We start from the raw sequence: 658 nt of genomic DNA, 5'->3' as shown, positions 1-658 counted from the left end.
ACAATTATAGGAAAAATTACAAATTCAATTCTATAAGTGCCAAACTCATTCATACTTCCACCCTAAAATAATTCTGCGAATCTCTATCTTCTGGGACTTTAAGGATATAGAATCCTTTAGAGATTCTAGCACTTTTAGTATTATCATTGCTTGTAGAGAATACTCTAAAATTTAAGCCTTTATTGTATCGACATTTATAAAATCTATAGTCTTGATTGTAGAGGGGATAAATATCTTGGGATTTAAAGGAAATAACCTCTGGTGCTGTAATTTTTGCAGTTTTTCGTGAATTTTGATAAATACTATAACCATAGGTTAGCCATTTTTTTATCAAACCTTTATTTTCTGCATATCTCGCCATCTGTCTCACAGAAGTATTAAAATCAAATCTCATTTCTTTATAATTCCAAGTCCCTACAGGTTGTCCTAGCTGTATTATTGTATTTTTATTTTGTTTATCATATTGATGCCCATCATCATCAAAGTCAAATGTATCAAAAACATAAGCATACAATTCTTTAATATAAGCATATATTTTGTCCCCCTCTCTTTTAAGGATAAATTTGGCAGGGATATAATATATGCTAAATTTCCCTGTGCAAGCATATAGGGATAATGCTTGGGAGCTTATATTATCATCTGTAGAAATTAATTTTAA

General features: G+C 29.8%; 1 protein-coding gene. It reads right to left on the bottom strand.

The window, feature by feature from the left end; translation table 11 throughout:
• Positions 1–49: 49 nt before the first annotated feature.
• Positions 50–658, bottom strand: a 609-nt coding sequence (locus tag CQA53_RS13165; protein ID WP_245945922.1) for a DUF6402 family protein, incomplete at its 5' end; no start/stop codon positions are given.

This window comes from Helicobacter didelphidarum, from assembly GCF_003364195.1.
Lineage (GTDB): Bacteria > Campylobacterota > Campylobacteria > Campylobacterales > Helicobacteraceae > Helicobacter_A > Helicobacter_A didelphidarum.
The sequence above is the reverse complement of the archived record's forward strand: the minus strand, read 5'-3'. Positions and strand labels throughout refer to the sequence as shown.